Genomic DNA, 13,650 nt, shown 5'->3' with positions numbered 1-13,650 from the left:
TTTTTAGCTTAGTCCGCAATACTGCACCAGTCTGCTACGGTGAGCGCAATAATTTCTGCTGCATCAAGCATCGTTTGAATACAAATATACTCATTTGGAAAGTGGGCTACTTCTGTTACTCCTGGTCCAAACACAACTGTTGGAATATCTCCAACTTGTGACAATATCCCTCCGTCCGTTCCCCAAGGAGATGCTTCAATGATCGGCTGTTTCTGTTTCACATGATAAAAAGAGGACGAAAGAGAGGTCATAAGCGGATGCTCTAATTCAATTTCACCAGGAAGCCAGTGGGCCCCAAACCATTCCAAGTCGACAGGATGCTCAGCAAACCACTCATCACACTGAGGCAAAAGTTCAAGCCACGATTTCATTTCCGCTCTGACATTTTTCATTTTTTCATGCGGAGCAACTCCTATCCTGCCTTCTAATACTACTTGATCAGCAACTGAAGAAGGCCACGTTCCTCCTTGTATATTTCCGATATTAATGGGCACGGGAATGGGAATTTTATTATAGAGCGGGTCTGTAATTCGGCTGTTTCTCTCTTTTTCAAGACCCTCAATATGTTTAAGCACAACAGCTGCTTTTTCAATGGCACTCACGCCTTCATACCGAGTCCCTCCATGTGCTGCTACTCCATGTACGGTCACGCGAAACCACATCGAGCCTTGTTGTTTAGGAAAGATCTTCATGTTGGTTGGTTCTGGAATAATGGCACCATCTGCTTTATACCCTCTAAGCACGCAGGAAAGTGTTCCTGCCCCTCCGCTTTCCTCTTCTACTACGCTTTGAAAAATAACATCTCCTTTTAATGAAATACCTAGCTCTTTTAATGCTTGAATCGCTAAAAGTAACGACACATTTCCTCCTTTCATATCCGTTGCACCGCGCCCATATAAGTTTCCATCTTTTACAACGGCCGTATAAGGGTCTTCCTTCCACTGTGAAAGATCGCCGGGAGGCACAACATCAATATGTCCGTTTAAAATGATGGATTTTCCCCCACCTTTTCCTTTTAACACGCCTACCACATTCGGGCTATCTCGGAAACTAGAACGGTTGGAGGCAAAAGCTTCATGGGTACGAAGTGTTTTTTCGTCTGGTTCCCATATATCAATATCTAACTGCAGCTGTCGAAGGCGTTCAATGACAATTGCCTGCGCATGCTTTTCAGAACCCTGTACGCTTGCTTCTTCTACGAAACGCTTGAGTAAACGCACTGCACTTTGACGATGCTCTGTCATCCAGTTATGAATAGATTGCTGTATGTTCATGTAATGGTCCTCCTTATCGTATCGTAATCAATTGATCACTCAGGCGAACTGTCGCTTCTGTTGAACTCAAAATATCCTCTACGGTATAAGGAGACATTAACTCGGTTAGAAGAAGCGCATCTTTTTCTACTTTAAAAACCGCCCGATCCGTAATAACTAATCCCACGCAGCCCGAAGCAGTAAGAGGTAAAGAGCATGTCTTGACCAGTTTTGGTTCTCCTGTCTTGCTCGTATGATTCATTAGCACAATGACTTTTTTCGCTTTTTGAGCTAATTCCATCGCTCCTCCCATCCCAGGAACTCGCTTACCTGGCACAATCCAATTAGCTAAATCCCCTTTTTCACTCACTTCTAACGCACCAAGAATGGTCATATCGACGTATCCTTTTCGAATCATCGCGAAGGCTGTAGCACTATCACAGTATGAAGCCCCTTGAACAGTAGTTGTTGGATAGCCTGCTGCATTGCAGACATTCTCATCTTCTTCACCTAAAGGAGGCGAAGATCCTAACCCTAAAATTCCGTTTTCAGCATGAAACATCACATGAACAGCGCTTGGTACATAATTAGGAATAAGAGAAGGAATGCCAATCCCTAAGTTAACAATCATGCCGTTTTTGATTTCAGCCGCAGCACGTCTTGCAATACGATGACGAATATCTATTCCCAAACCCATTTCCAATTCACTCCTTTTGAAGGCACAATATAATCCACAAATACGCCTGACGTCATCACATTCTCTGGGTCAATGTCGCCAAGAGGAACGATTTCCTCCACTTCAGCAATAGTTATACGACCTGCCATAGCCATTAATGGATTAGTGTTTCGAGCGCTTTTATCATAGAGCAAGTTGCCGAATGGATCTGCTTTTTTTGCATATACAAAAGCCACGTCGGCTGTGAGCGGTTTTTCAACTAAAAATGTCTTGCCGTCTACTTCCACTTTTTCTTTTCCAAATTGAATAATGTCATTTTCTATTCCTACATCAATCAGTACTCCTCCAAGTCCAACTCCCCCCGCTCGAATCCGTTCAGCAAGCGTTCCTTGAGGAGAAAACTCAACTTTCAGCTTTTCTTCTGTCATCAGCGTTCCAGCCACGGGATTCGATCCAATGTGAGAAGCGATCAGTTTTTGAATTCTTCCTTGACTTACTAATTTTCCCGCACCAATATGAGGAAAGCCTGAATCATTACATATCAGTGTGAAATTTGATTTTTCGCTTTCAATAAGGCCGTCAATGAGAGAAGGCGGACTGCCTACGCCTCCAAACCCTCCTATCATCAGCGTAGCAGCATGATCCACGTATTCAATTGCTTGTTCCACAGTTGTAATCTTTTGAAATGAGTTTTCGACCTTTGTCACTTATTTCACCTCATTTCCCTGTTTTTCATTTTGTACTTCATACAATGTTTTCGAAAGCAACACGACCGCTTCATCAAGTTGGCGATGAGTAATCGTAAATGGCGGCGCAATAATAATACCGTCTCCTTCTACTCCATCTGTTCCTGCTTGTGAAGGATAAAGGAGAAGACCATTTTTATGGGCTTTACTTATTACGCGCGCCGTCATATTTTCGGAGGATGAAAAAGGCTCCTTCGTTTGTGGATTTTGTACAAGCTCAAGACCAACTAGTAAGCCTTTGCCACGAATATCACCAATGATAGGGTAAAGAAGTTGAAGCTCCTTCAATTTTTTTACTAAATAGGCTCCTTTCAGCGCTACTTGTTGAACAAGATCGTTCTTTTCAATATAGGCTAAGACAGCTAGCCCTACAGCCGCTGACAGCGGATTAGCGCTTAGCGTATGGCCGCTCATAATTAATTTGGATCCGTTCATGATAGGTTCAATCGTTTTGCTGCTAGCTAACGTAACGGCTATCGGTGTATATCCTGCTCCCACTCCTTTTCCAAGCGTCATGATGTCTGGTTTAGCTCCCCAGTGCTCATATGCAAACATCACGCCTGTACGCCCAACTCCAGTCATGACTTCATCGGCTATCCATAACACATCATATTTATCACAAATTTCTCTTATCACTTCATAATAACCGGGTGGAGGTGTAAGAGCTGCTCCGGCAGCTCCTACAATGGGCTCTGTAATAAAAGCAGCAATATGTTCAGGGCCGGTTCGTTTGATAACTGTTTCCAATTCGTGTGCACAAGCAAGATTACAGGATGGATAGGTTTGATGAAACGGACATCGATAGCAATAAGGAGGTGAAACCGAAGGATAATCTTCAAGCAAAGACGAGAAACGTTTTCGTCTTCCAACGTGCCCTGACATAGACAGCGCTCCTATTGTAATACCGTGATAGCTCATCCAGCGTGACAAAACCTTTGTTTTGGTTGGCTTTCCTTGCTCTTGAAAATGCTGAATGGCTGTTTTCATAGCCGTTTCAGTCGCTTCTGTCCCGCTGTTAACAAAAAAGCTCCACTGGAAATGATTGCTGCTTAATTCACATAGTTTCTTAGCTAAGGCTTCCGTCGGATCGCTTGTAAACTGCGACCGATATACAAACGCAACTTTCTGTGCCTGATCCGTCATCGCATCAATAATTTCTTTTACGCCGTGTCCGATACTTGCTGTAACTGCCCCTGACGAAGCATCTATGTACTTTTTTCCATCTTGGTCGTACAAATAAATTCCTTTTCCATATGAAATAACTGGGTAGTCGTCGTCGAGCAGCGGCTTTATCACATGGGTCTTATTCATTTCCGCACTCTCCTTTCAAACACATACTCTTATTAAACTGTATGCTGAAAAGAAGAGTTTCTTGCCAATAAAAAAAGCCCTAGCATATAGCTAGAGCTTTTACATTTATTAAGCCGATTGCGTTACAGATTTATCGATACGCTTTGCTTCTGACTCAGCCACAATAACGGCACACGCAGCGTCTCCCGTAATATTTACAGATGTACGAAGCATATCAAGCAAGCGATCAATCCCGATAATCAATCCGATACCTGCTACAGGCAGGCCAACCGAACTCAATACCATCGCTAGCATAATGAGACCAACTCCCGGCACGCCTGCTGTACCAATACTAGCAAGCACCGCTGTTAATACAACCGTCACAAGAGCACCCAGCGACAGGTCAACGCCGTATACTTGCGCAATAAAAATAGTCGCGACACCTTGCATAATTGCTGTTCCATCCATGTTAATGGTAGCACCTAACGGCTGAACAAAACTGCTGATGGACTCCGGGACACGAAGATTTTTTTGAGCCACATTCATTGAAATCGGAAGCGTTGCACTACTGCTTGATGTACTGAATCCAACTGTCATCGCAGGAGCAAAACCTTTAAAAAATTCAATAGGGTTACGTCTGGCCATAAGAGCGACTGACCCCCCATATGTTACAATCGAATGGATGAACAGTGCGAGCACGACTACAATCATGTAAAGCCCCATCGCTTTAATTGCCTGCCAGCCTTGACTTCCAACCGCTGTTGCAAGAAGCCCAAATGTTCCGTAAGGAGCAAACTTCATCACTAGATTTACAAGGTACATCATCAATTCATTGCCTTGCTCGAGTAAATTATAAAGCCCTTTGGTTTTACTTCCAAGCATCGTAATACCAAAACCGATAAAGATAGAGAAAACGATAAGTTGAAGCATATTCCCTTCAGCCATCGCTTGGATTGGATTGACTGGAATCATATTTAAGAATGTCTCTCCAACCGGTGGTGCTTTTTCAGCTTTAAAAGAAGCGTTTTGTGTATCAAAAGATCCAAATGTTCCTGGTTTAATAACAAACGCTAATAATAAACCAATTACAATAGCAACGGTTGTTGTCACTAGGAAGTACGAAACTGTTTTTGCCCCGATTCTTCCCAGTTTTTTAGGATCTCCTAAACCTGCTACGCCTAACGTGATAGAGAAAAACACAATTGGTACAACAAGCATTTTAATTAAGCTTAAGAAAATTTGCCCAAGCGGCGTAAACAAGTACTTGTCCAGCGGAGCAAAAGCACTTGGAGCAAAAGCATTAATCAACACTCCTACAACAGCACCAGCAATTAGCGCGATAATGATCTTTGTCGATAGCTTCATAGATTTACCTCCCATAAATAAATTATATTAGAATGATTCTAACTACTATACTTATTTTACCATGCATTGAGGGTGATAACACTCAAAATATACAATATATTAAAAATTTTCAGATTAATAGTTTAGGAATATTTTTAGCTATACAAAAAACCATGAGAATATCATGGTTTCATAGACCTGTTATTCCCTCACTGAATGCTTACGGAGTTAGCTGTCGGATTCGGGTACGTGAGTTACCCTACTTGATTCATTCAAGATTCACCCCAAGTACATTACGCACAAATATGGGTCCTCCGTTCTCTTATAAAACAAAAGAGTTTAAGCAAATAATTTTCTTTAATATTTTTGCATGATAATAATTGTTACTTTAATTAAAATTCATTTTATGTATTCCTGTCAAGTTTTTATTCAAAAACAATGCATGATTTTATCGTAAAAAGTTGAGAATTGTTATATTTTAAAATATTTACACCATATTTCAATGAACCAAAAACACCTATTTAACAAGACTTACAATCTAATGGATAAAAAATTAATTCAAAAAATAGTTTATAAAGTGAACTTTCTTCTCATTAATATCATTCATAAATATGTATAATTATTCTAATATCCATGTACTTTACTGCTTCCATAAATATTTTACTTATCAAAAAAATAACTCTTTCCAACTGTTGATTTTATCCTTGTACTGCTTGATATACACTCCCTAAAATTTCACTGACTTTATTGATGCGAAGAAATCGACATTATCAATTCCCCTTATTCTACTTAATTCTGCTCAAGATAGAAGTATAGATTTCCTACTATCTTTTAAAAAAGGAGCGGGTAATTATCATATAAAACTATCGGAGTTGGAGCGGTACAAGTTCTTTACTTTTTACTTATTCCCTCTCGTTATTTAACCCATAAAAAAAAGAGGCCGTGACGGCCTCTTTTTTTATACAGTAACAGGTTCAGAACTTGCTTTACGATTCTTTAATTTTTCAACAATGTCACGCGCTACCCACACACCACACGCACTTGCCTGCGCGAGTCCTCGCGTAATACCAGCTCCGTCTCCTCCCACGTATAAACCGGAAATTTCAGTTTCAAACTTATCGTTTAACTTCGGACGGGCGGAGTAAAATTTCGCTTCCACACCGTAAAACAGCGTATGTTCAGATGCTAACCCAGGCGTTACATGATCCAGTGCTTCTGTCATTTCAATTAAGCTTTTCATTGTATTGTATGGAAGCACTAAACCCAAATCACCAGGGACAGCTTCTTTTAACGTTGGTTCTAAAAAGCCTTCTTTAATTCGATTCGCTGTTGAACGGCGCCCCTTTAAAATATCTCCATACTTTTGAACAACTAAGCCTCCGTTTGACAGCATATTAGCTAATCTTGATACTTCGTGCGCATATTCGTTCGGCTGATCAAATGGATCCGAAAATTTATGAGAAACAAGCAGCGCAAAGTTCGTATTTTGACTTCCAAGCTTCGGATCTTTGTATGCGTGTCCATTTGCTAACATAATCCCTGAATGATTCTCTACTACCACATGCCCTGAAGGATTGCTGCAGAACGTTCTGACTCTTGTACCTACAGACGTATTATAAATAAATTTCCCTTCGTACAAGTGCTTGTTGATTTCTTCCATAACAACGTTAGATGTTTCTACTCGAACACCGATGTCTACTTGATTGTTAATCATTTTCAAACGGCGTTTTTTTAATAAGTCGCTCATCCACTTCGAGCCGTCTCGACCTGGTGAAACCACGACTTTATCAGCCGTAATTCTGTCACCATTCTTCAATTCAATACCGCGCACGATATGCTGACCATCTTCTTTTTCTGTTATTAAATCGGCTACTTCCGTTTTATACTGCATATCAATTTTTTCTTTTAAGTATTCATAAATGCTTTTTAAAATTTCTAAATTTTGCTCTGTTCCTAAATGACGCACTTGGGCACGCAATAGCTTTAATCCTGCTGCGTATCCGCGTTTTTCAATTTCACGAACTTTATCAGTTAACGGATCCGTAATCGTATCGGTTGCTCCGTGTTTTAAATTAATTTCATCCACGTATTTAATTAAATCTACCACCTGTGATTCAGACAGATAATCCGTCATCCAGCCTCCAAATTCACTGGTGATATTAAACTTCCCATCTGAATATGCGCCGGCTCCACCGAAACCATTTGTGATAGAACAAGCAGGCAAACAGCCAGCAAACTCTTTTCTGCCAACTGCAGGCGGACATTTTTCAATTTTTTTCTGAAGAATCGGACAATTACGTCGATAGATATCGTGTCCTTTATCGATTAATAAAATAGTTGCTTCCGGTAATTTTAACGTTAGCTCATAGCAAGTAAAAATTCCAGCGGGTCCTGCCCCTACCACAATAACATCATAATTTGAGTTCATTGTACATTCTCCCATCATCTTTTTTCTTTGGGTAAAAGATAAAAGTTATTGACCGAATTTTCTTTTTTTATTATCATTCGGTTATTTTCTAGTCATTTGATAATATATCAAAAACAAACCCTTTAGTCAACAATATACACGAACATTAAAATAAAAAAATAAAAAAACATTCGTTTTTATTTCAACCAAATAAAAACCAGCGAACGAATAGCAAGCGCTACGAAATGTTCACTGGTTCTTTAATATACGGAAGAGCAATTTCTACTTTTGTTCCTACTCCTACTTTACTCGCAAATGAAATATGCCCTTGATGCTGTTCGATTATTCGGTAGCTAATCATTAATCCTAGCCCAGTTCCTGTTTGTTTGGTGGAATAAAATGGTTCACCTAGCCGAGCTAAAGATTGCTCATCAATTCCACATCCTTCATCCTCGATAATGACCATGCCGTATTCATTTCTTTTCTCAACGGTAACTTTAACTGTACCTTTGCTCATTGACTCAAGCGCATTTTGAATTAAATTAATAAAAACTTGTTTAAGCGCATTTTCTTCACAAAAGATTGTAATCTCATCACTAATCTCATTAATAATACGACAATTTTTATAATTGGCGTGTGTATCTAATAGTAATGTCACGTGACGTATGATTTGATTGAGACTTTTCGGATGGTATGAATTTTCAATTTTAGGCTTGGCCAGCGTTAAAAATTCTTGAATAATGGATTCGACGCGATTCAATTCTTCAAGCATAATATCATTGTATTCTTCATTATACTGTTTCGATGCTTTTAGCAGCTGAATAAACCCTTTAATCGCCGTCATTGGATTACGGATTTCATGTGCTACTCCTGCCGCTAGCTTGCTCACCATTGTAAGCTTTTCAGATTTGCTTGCCATTTCATCATATTTTTTTCGATCCGTTACGTCGCGAATAATATACTGAATGGCATCCTGTCCTTCAAACTTAATTTTGGTTGCCGAAGATTCAATAATGACGACCCCTTTTTTAGTCAATAGTTTCACATCAACACGTGGCCTCACGGACATTCCATTCATCAGCTGAACCATTCGTTCTTTTACAATTTCTAAATGTTCGGGATGAATAAAGTGAAGCCAAGGACGCCCGATATACTCTTCTTTTTTCTCGCCGCCAAGAAGTTTAACACCAGCGGGATTCAAATATTGGATTCTGCCTTCTCTCGTTACAATAAATGCATCTTGACTTTGCTGGACAAACTGCTTATATTGCTTCATTTTCCGAATGACTTCCTCTTGCTTTTCAATACTTGAGGAAAACTCTTTCCACTGAACAACTAAGAGCGGAATATCTTCTTCCGTGCGCTGAATATGGATATGCATCGGAAACTGCTGATCTACTTTTTTCTTAAGTAAAACAACTTCTTCCTCTTGCTTTCTTAACGGTTCCACTTCATGCTTTTCAATAAAAAAGCGATTTGGCTCTTCAAATACATTACAGGAAAGAAGCCGTTCCTCCGTCGTTTTAAAAAGGTGGCAGCAAGCTTCATTTAAAATTTGAATATCGCCATCCATATTCATTACGAGCATTGGTGTAAATGACATTGAAAATAGCTGTTGAAATACTTTTTCCTTTTCCATATATTCACCTTCGCTTATTGAGTTACTAGCTATAGTATAATATGGTAAATGTTGATTTGGCAAAATTTTTTTATTATTTAAACAATTTATATGTAAGTTTGTCCTTTTCCATCTTTTATAAAAAGCTCGCACATGCGAGCAAATGAGACCTAATCAGCAAAAACAAGTGCAGCCAATGATGATTAATAAAATAAATAGCACAACAATTAATGCAAATGACTGGCCCGTTCCGCAATGATGATAACCGCCAATTGGATAGTGGCAAGTATCATATAGGTGGTGATAGCCTCCGTGATGGCATGGGTCGTAACAATCGTAGTTATACATAGCAATCTCTCCTCTTGTTTTTTTCATTTCGTACACTGTACTTTATATGCGTTAGTTGATTGTCCTGTATGTGCATTCGCCCATTTTTTACTTTCTCTTACGCCATATTCGCCTTTTGGGCTGCAGCGTATACGAAAACAACAAAAGTAAAATACTGCCCATCACCAGTAGCGTAGTAAAATCTTTCATAAACTCAATAATGACCCCTATATACGGGAGATGGTATGCGTAGCTTCCAATCACTTTAAAAGAAGCAGGCAAAGAATTTCTTTGAGCTGTAACCAGTACATCAGGGTCTTGATTATGGGCCAGTACAAGTTCATTCTTTGAAGAAGATGATTCGTCTCTAAAGACAACTATATCTCCGCGATGCAGGTGGTGATAATCCGTTTCTTGAACGGTCACAGTGAAACCAAATAGGCTTGGAACTGTGCTAACAAATAAAAATGTAAAGCAAATTGCATAAAGAACAAGTACATATCGAAACGCAGAAAACATACATTTATTGATCATAGGTAATCAGCTCAATTCGCTCGGTTACTTTATTTAGCGCGGGGGTAATGTGATTAAATGAAGTAGAGCGCTCTGTAAATTGAATTAAAAGTAGCAGCAGTAAAAAACTTAACATGATTAACCGTAGCATCCGAGCATAAAAATCACGCATGCTCTCACTCCTTTTTTCTATACTAAATTCGGTCGTACAATAAGCCTTCAGTCAATAATTTGATTCAGTATATGCACATAGAGGGCGTTTGGCTCATTGTTTCTTCTTGGAGGTCTCGGGAGTGACCAGTGATCGGCATAAATTATGAGTTTTAGCATATGTTTGGTTACGTATGGAAATGTTTTTATACTCCGACAATAAGGGAGCTGAACATATGGCTAATTATTCCTTTGATCAATATATTAAAAAAGCAATGAAATACGATTTTCTAGCTAACTACTATAAGTATAGTGATCCATCTAAGCATATTCATTATTATCAAAAGCATTTGTACTATATCCAGCAGGCCATCTTAACTTCTTCTGAAAATACGAATTTACGCGTAAATCCGCCGCAAATTCGTATACTTCACGCTTCTCCAGATTCTCCATCTGTAGATATTTATATTAACAACAAACGAGTGATTCGCAACTTAACTTATAAACAAGAAACAGATTATATTGAATTACAAGAACCTGGAAGATACACAATTTCTATTTATCCCGCTGGAGAAACGGGAAGACCTGTTTTAACGGAATCATTTACATTTGAAGGAAACCAAAATTACACGGTAGCGGCGGTAGATGAGCTAAACAAGCTTGATTTATTATTTATCTATGACAATACGGATGTACCAAGTGGAGAAACGAAGCTTCGGTTTGTGCACCTTTCTCCTGATGCTCCTGCTGTGGATATTGCGGCTAGAGGTGGAGACGTCATTTTTTCTGGCGTGCAGTTTAAAGAAGTCACAAAATATTTGCCTTTATCCCCCATGCATGTTCAACTTAGTGTGCGCATAGCAGGAACCAAAAATGTAGTACTCGAAATCCCAGCACTGAACCTTCGCCCGAATCGAACATATACGGTATATACCGTCGGATTTGCTAAAAACCGTCCTGCATTAGAAGCGCTGATTTCCCAAGACCGTTAACAAAAAAAACCTTCCAAATTGGAAGGTTTTTTTATTCACTGCGCGAAATTAAACGTACGCGAATATCATCATTTTTTAAATCAAACTTTTGTACTTTTACAGCAAAATCACTCTCTAACTTCATCTGCTGTAACGCTACGTATACTGATTCATTCTTTGGATCGATTGTTACCCATTCTGGTAGCGCAAAATTATTATTTACGTATCGAAGCACTGTGCGGACAGGCAGCTGCAGCTTTCCAACAGAAAGTGACTGCTGTTCAAGCACAATATCTCCATTTTTTTGTACGATCGGATCAAATGTCATTCGAATATTAATATCATCGCCGAATACTTGAATCGTTCCGTCTACTCTTACTACATCGGTAAGAGTAATTTTGTAGTTAAGCGGCTGATTCTTAAATTCTTTTTTTAAATATTTATCAATCAGTACATTTAAGTCCGCTTTTTTAGCCAAAATAGTTAGTTCTGCGTCTCCTTCTACTTTTTCAGAGGGAGTTGGATTGACCTTGTCAACCGGTTGAAAAATAAACGCAATAATAAGGATAGCCCCTAGAACATTAATCCCTAATAACGCGATAAATAGGATTTTCCACTTCTTCATATAACAATCTCCTTACTCGTTCCCACTCTCTTTCGTGTTTTTCTCTTTTTCATCAGATGTAACTTCTTCTGCTGTTTCCTTTTTCTGGTCTCCAACGAGAGGATCTTCTTCCTCCATTGATTTACTAATGCGCTCAGCCATTAGTTTGTACCCTTTTTTATTAGGGTGAAACTCGTCTTTCCCTAATAAATTTACGTCAGAATCATAAAAAATATCATCAATTTTTACATAACTTACATTATCATATTGAGAAGCAATTTTCTCGCTTGCCGCATTCCATTCATTAATAACGACATTAATTTCTTTCACATCACTTAACGATTTAAAGAATGGATTATAAAAACCGATTAAATAAATATGGGCATTAGGATTAAGCTTACGTATGCGTGAAAACACGTCATTTAGACGTTTTTCATATTTTGACTGCTGTGATTCAAACGTCTTAATTGAGATATTGTAAAAGTAATCCCTTACCACTTTCATCACGTCATTGCCGCCAATTGTCAAGAAAACGATGTCTGCTCTTGATACTTCAGCTGCTACTCCCGGCTGATTTAACCTTGCTAATAGCTGATCCGTCCGGTTTCCTCTTTTGCCTAGATTCTCTGTTCGTACATTTTGCACTTCATTTTGTTTAGAAAGGTATTTAGTTAAGTATGGTACATAACCGCCTTTTTTAGACTCATCTCCTACTCCTTCAGTTAATGAGTCGCCAATGGCTACAATATCTAAATCTACAGGGAAAAAGCCTTTCGGAATATGCTTTTTAGGTGTTAAATCCACTTCTTTCTGAACGGCTTCTTCTTTATTGTCCGTTGGCAAAAAAGTCGTCGTCGAACAGCTCGCTAACACCACCGCACTCATACTGCTTATCACTATACTTTTCCATTTTCTCATCATAACACCTACTAACTATGCTGTATTCTCGCTGTCACAAGCAATACTGCTTACCGCTCTGAATAACTATATCTTTATATCTTATCATACTATGTCAAGTTGATATTTTACTACGTTTCTTATATATAGTATATGTAAAAAAAAGGATAAGCATGTTTCTTTCATAAAAATATCCGCTCACACATCGCTGTAAAGATAGCTGTGTTTGGCGGATAGATTTGACGATTTTATAGCTCTTACTGAAGGGTTTTAATATCTTTTATCATATCATCATAAGGAGGATCAGTCACTCCCTGATAAGATTTTTGAACCACTCCATCTTTGTCAATTAGAAAAAAATACGTACCGTGAATAACCTGCGGATCTTCTTGCGGCTTTTTCACAATCATCTTAAATTGATCCAGCGCAAACTTTTCAATTTCCGCTTGTTTATAGCCCGTTAAGAAATCCCAATTCGAAAAATCAGCGCCAAATTTAGTCGCATAGTCCTTCATTTTCTGAGGAGTGTCCACTTCAGGGTCTACGCTAAATGAAACAAAGCGAACGTCCAGGCCTTCATCCTTAGCCATTTTTTGTAATTTAGCCATATGAGCCGTCATTGGGGGACATACGGTTTCGCAGCTTGTGAAGATAAAGTTAGCTACCCAAACGTTCCCTTTCAGCTGACTTAGCCCTACTTTCTTTTGATATTGGTTAACATAAGAAAAAGAGTCCATCTTCCAATTAAGCGGATTTTCTATTTTGGAACCACAGGCTGTTAACATCATGCAACTAATAAGCAGTAAAAAAAACAATTTATAAGACCAGCTTTTCATATGTTCCTCCTGCACGGT

General features: G+C 38.9%; 14 protein-coding genes and 1 riboswitch. Of the genes, 1 reads left to right on the top strand and 13 read right to left on the bottom strand.

Going from position 1 to position 13,650, the window contains the following annotated elements:
• Positions 1 to 8: 8 nt before the first annotated feature.
• The 10 genes from ACWATA_RS04425 to ACWATA_RS04380 all read right to left on the bottom strand — a co-directional run bounded on the left by ACWATA_RS04425 (position 9) and on the right by ACWATA_RS04380 (position 10,346).
• Positions 9 to 1,274: a peptidase gene (locus ACWATA_RS04425; protein ID WP_028415117.1), complete on the bottom strand. Its 1,266-nt coding sequence runs from the start codon at positions 1,272 to 1,274 to the stop codon at positions 9 to 11.
• Positions 1,275 to 1,287: 13 nt separating this feature from the next.
• Positions 1,288 to 1,950 carry a 3-oxoacid CoA-transferase subunit B gene (locus tag ACWATA_RS04420; RefSeq protein WP_028415118.1) on the bottom strand — a complete coding sequence of 221 codons (663 nt, stop codon included), beginning with the start codon at positions 1,948 to 1,950 and terminating at the stop codon, positions 1,288 to 1,290.
• Positions 1,935 to 2,636 carry a CoA transferase subunit A gene (locus ACWATA_RS04415; RefSeq protein ID WP_028415119.1) on the bottom strand — a complete coding sequence of 234 codons (702 nt, stop codon included), beginning with the start codon at positions 2,634 to 2,636 and terminating at the stop codon, positions 1,935 to 1,937. The genes ACWATA_RS04420 and ACWATA_RS04415 overlap by 16 nt, the downstream gene beginning before the upstream one ends.
• Positions 2,637 to 3,986, bottom strand: a complete 1,350-nt coding sequence (locus tag ACWATA_RS04410; protein WP_473049596.1) for an aspartate aminotransferase family protein — start codon at positions 3,984 to 3,986, stop codon at positions 2,637 to 2,639.
• A 108-nt stretch (positions 3,987 to 4,094) separates the two neighbouring features.
• Positions 4,095 to 5,330: a dicarboxylate/amino acid:cation symporter gene (locus ACWATA_RS04405; protein WP_098113565.1), complete on the bottom strand. Its 1,236-nt coding sequence runs from the start codon at positions 5,328 to 5,330 to the stop codon at positions 4,095 to 4,097.
• Positions 5,331 to 5,510: 180 nt separating this feature from the next.
• A riboswitch (cyclic di-AMP (ydaO/yuaA leader) is annotated at positions 5,511 to 5,665 on the bottom strand.
• Positions 5,666 to 6,267: 602 nt separating this feature from the next.
• Positions 6,268 to 7,737 carry an NAD(P)/FAD-dependent oxidoreductase gene (locus tag ACWATA_RS04400; RefSeq protein ID WP_028415122.1) on the bottom strand — a complete coding sequence of 490 codons (1,470 nt, stop codon included), beginning with the start codon at positions 7,735 to 7,737 and terminating at the stop codon, positions 6,268 to 6,270.
• A gap of 217 nt (positions 7,738 to 7,954) precedes the next feature.
• Positions 7,955 to 9,355, bottom strand: a complete 1,401-nt coding sequence (locus ACWATA_RS04395) for an ATP-binding protein (protein ID WP_028415123.1) — start codon at positions 9,353 to 9,355, stop codon at positions 7,955 to 7,957.
• Between the two features lie 153 nt (positions 9,356 to 9,508).
• Positions 9,509 to 9,682, bottom strand: coding sequence for a YjcZ family sporulation protein (locus tag ACWATA_RS04390; protein WP_080518349.1), 174 nt, complete (start codon positions 9,680 to 9,682; stop codon positions 9,509 to 9,511).
• An 87-nt stretch (positions 9,683 to 9,769) separates the two neighbouring features.
• The gene (locus ACWATA_RS04385; protein WP_230624675.1) at positions 9,770 to 10,195 is read right to left on the bottom strand and encodes a hypothetical protein; all 426 of its coding nucleotides are present in this window, start codon (positions 10,193 to 10,195) and stop codon (positions 9,770 to 9,772) included.
• Positions 10,185 to 10,346, bottom strand: coding sequence for a hypothetical protein (locus tag ACWATA_RS04380; protein ID WP_165573653.1), 162 nt, complete (start codon positions 10,344 to 10,346; stop codon positions 10,185 to 10,187). Before ACWATA_RS04380 ends, ACWATA_RS04385 begins: the two co-directional genes overlap by 11 nt.
• Positions 10,347 to 10,560: 214 nt before the next feature.
• Here ACWATA_RS04380 and ACWATA_RS04375 point away from each other — a divergent pair, with 214 nt between their 5' ends.
• Positions 10,561 to 11,316 (top strand): DUF4397 domain-containing protein, encoded by a 756-nt coding sequence (locus ACWATA_RS04375; protein WP_473049595.1) that lies wholly within the window; start codon positions 10,561 to 10,563, stop codon positions 11,314 to 11,316.
• A gap of 31 nt (positions 11,317 to 11,347) precedes the next feature.
• Here ACWATA_RS04375 and ACWATA_RS04370 read toward each other — a convergent pair whose 3' ends face one another.
• From ACWATA_RS04370 to ACWATA_RS04360, 3 genes are all read right to left on the bottom strand, one after another.
• A complete protein-coding gene (locus tag ACWATA_RS04370) occupies positions 11,348 to 11,920 on the bottom strand; it encodes a YpmS family protein (RefSeq protein ID WP_328106778.1) in 573 nt (190 codons plus the stop codon).
• Positions 11,921 to 11,932: 12 nt separating this feature from the next.
• Positions 11,933 to 12,817 (bottom strand): SGNH/GDSL hydrolase family protein, encoded by an 885-nt coding sequence (locus ACWATA_RS04365; protein WP_014458541.1) that lies wholly within the window; start codon positions 12,815 to 12,817, stop codon positions 11,933 to 11,935.
• Between the two features lie 236 nt (positions 12,818 to 13,053).
• Positions 13,054 to 13,632, bottom strand: coding sequence for an SCO family protein (locus ACWATA_RS04360; RefSeq protein ID WP_473049594.1), 579 nt, complete (start codon positions 13,630 to 13,632; stop codon positions 13,054 to 13,056).
• Positions 13,633 to 13,650 lie beyond the last annotated feature (18 nt).

Source organism: Priestia sp. USM5 (genome assembly GCF_058323215.1).
Note: the sequence above shows the minus strand (reverse complement) of the source record. Positions and strands in the feature narration are given on the sequence as shown.

What these genes read in the sequence shown, in the direction of transcription:
- ACWATA_RS04425 (WP_028415117.1), bottom strand. Translation starts at nt 1,274, where the DNA reads ATGAACATACAGCAATCTATTCATAACTGGATGACAGAGCATCGTCAA.
- ACWATA_RS04420 (WP_028415118.1), bottom strand. Translation starts at nt 1,950, where the DNA reads ATGGGTTTGGGAATAGATATTCGTCATCGTATTGCAAGACGTGCTGCG.
- ACWATA_RS04410 (WP_473049596.1), bottom strand. Translation starts at nt 3,986, where the DNA reads ATGAATAAGACCCATGTGATAAAGCCGCTGCTCGACGACGACTACCCA.
- ACWATA_RS04405 (WP_098113565.1), bottom strand. Translation starts at nt 5,330, where the DNA reads ATGAAGCTATCGACAAAGATCATTATCGCGCTAATTGCTGGTGCTGTT.
- ACWATA_RS04400 (WP_028415122.1), bottom strand. Translation starts at nt 7,737, where the DNA reads ATGAACTCAAATTATGATGTTATTGTGGTAGGGGCAGGACCCGCTGGA.
- ACWATA_RS04395 (WP_028415123.1), bottom strand. Translation starts at nt 9,355, where the DNA reads ATGGAAAAGGAAAAAGTATTTCAACAGCTATTTTCAATGTCATTTACA.
- ACWATA_RS04390 (WP_080518349.1), bottom strand. Translation starts at nt 9,682, where the DNA reads ATGTATAACTACGATTGTTACGACCCATGCCATCACGGAGGCTATCAC.
- ACWATA_RS04385 (WP_230624675.1), bottom strand. Translation starts at nt 10,195, where the DNA reads ATGATCAATAAATGTATGTTTTCTGCGTTTCGATATGTACTTGTTCTT.
- ACWATA_RS04380 (WP_165573653.1), bottom strand. Translation starts at nt 10,346, where the DNA reads ATGCGTGATTTTTATGCTCGGATGCTACGGTTAATCATGTTAAGTTTT.
- ACWATA_RS04375 (WP_473049595.1), top strand. Translation starts at nt 10,561, where the DNA reads ATGGCTAATTATTCCTTTGATCAATATATTAAAAAAGCAATGAAATAC.
- ACWATA_RS04370 (WP_328106778.1), bottom strand. Translation starts at nt 11,920, where the DNA reads ATGAAGAAGTGGAAAATCCTATTTATCGCGTTATTAGGGATTAATGTT.
- ACWATA_RS04365 (WP_014458541.1), bottom strand. Translation starts at nt 12,817, where the DNA reads ATGAGAAAATGGAAAAGTATAGTGATAAGCAGTATGAGTGCGGTGGTG.
- ACWATA_RS04360 (WP_473049594.1), bottom strand. Translation starts at nt 13,632, where the DNA reads ATGAAAAGCTGGTCTTATAAATTGTTTTTTTTACTGCTTATTAGTTGC.